The sequence below is a fragment of the Microbacterium sp. P5_E9 genome, assembly GCF_054049175.1.
This window is the reverse complement of the sequence record NZ_JBFUMV010000136.1, coordinates 1-541: the sequence shown is the minus strand read 5'-3', so window position 1 is coordinate 541 and position 541 is coordinate 1. Positions and strand designations below refer to the sequence as shown.

The 541-nt window shown below is 61.4% G+C and carries 1 protein-coding gene; it reads right to left on the bottom strand.

The window, feature by feature from the left end; translation table 11 throughout:
- Window positions 1–266: 266 nt before the first annotated feature.
- The coding region (locus ACXJ3V_RS20645; RefSeq protein ID WP_457102224.1) for a hypothetical protein at window positions 267–541 on the bottom strand (275 nt) is incomplete at its 5' end.

Below are 541 nucleotides of genomic sequence, written 5' to 3'. Positions count from 1 at the left end.
ATTATCATGATACGGCCGCGGCTTTATTGGACTGCGATTACGATGGTCGTGCAACCACGATCGGCACAGTGCCGCTCACGTGCCGACCAGGTGATCGAATAACGCGCCGTGACTGCGTGGCGCTGTTGTCGGTCGAAATGGCCACGTTGGTCGCGCCATGGGCCGTCACCGCGGCCTTGGCGCCGCATTGGCGCGATCTCCCCAGGGGTGCCGGAAAGCAGATGCTCGAGGCAGGTCTGAGCACTGTCCTCACCATCCAGGTCGGATCAAAAAAGGTGACGCAAATCGGAGCGCGAGCGGGTAATGGTGTCGCAACCGGCGAGAGCATGCGACATCAAAAGCGTGTAAGTCCGCGTCGTGCTTAGCGCGGCACCATCATCATCCGCTGACCGGCAGGAGTGGGCCGATTCTGTTGAAAAACTCGGATTCTGCGGCGCGGCGCGCTCGATTTCTGCGTAGGAGACGTCGAAGGTGCACTCGATGTGCCGGGCGACCAACCGCAGCACGAAACTCGCCTGAGCGCCTCTACGCGGCTCTGATG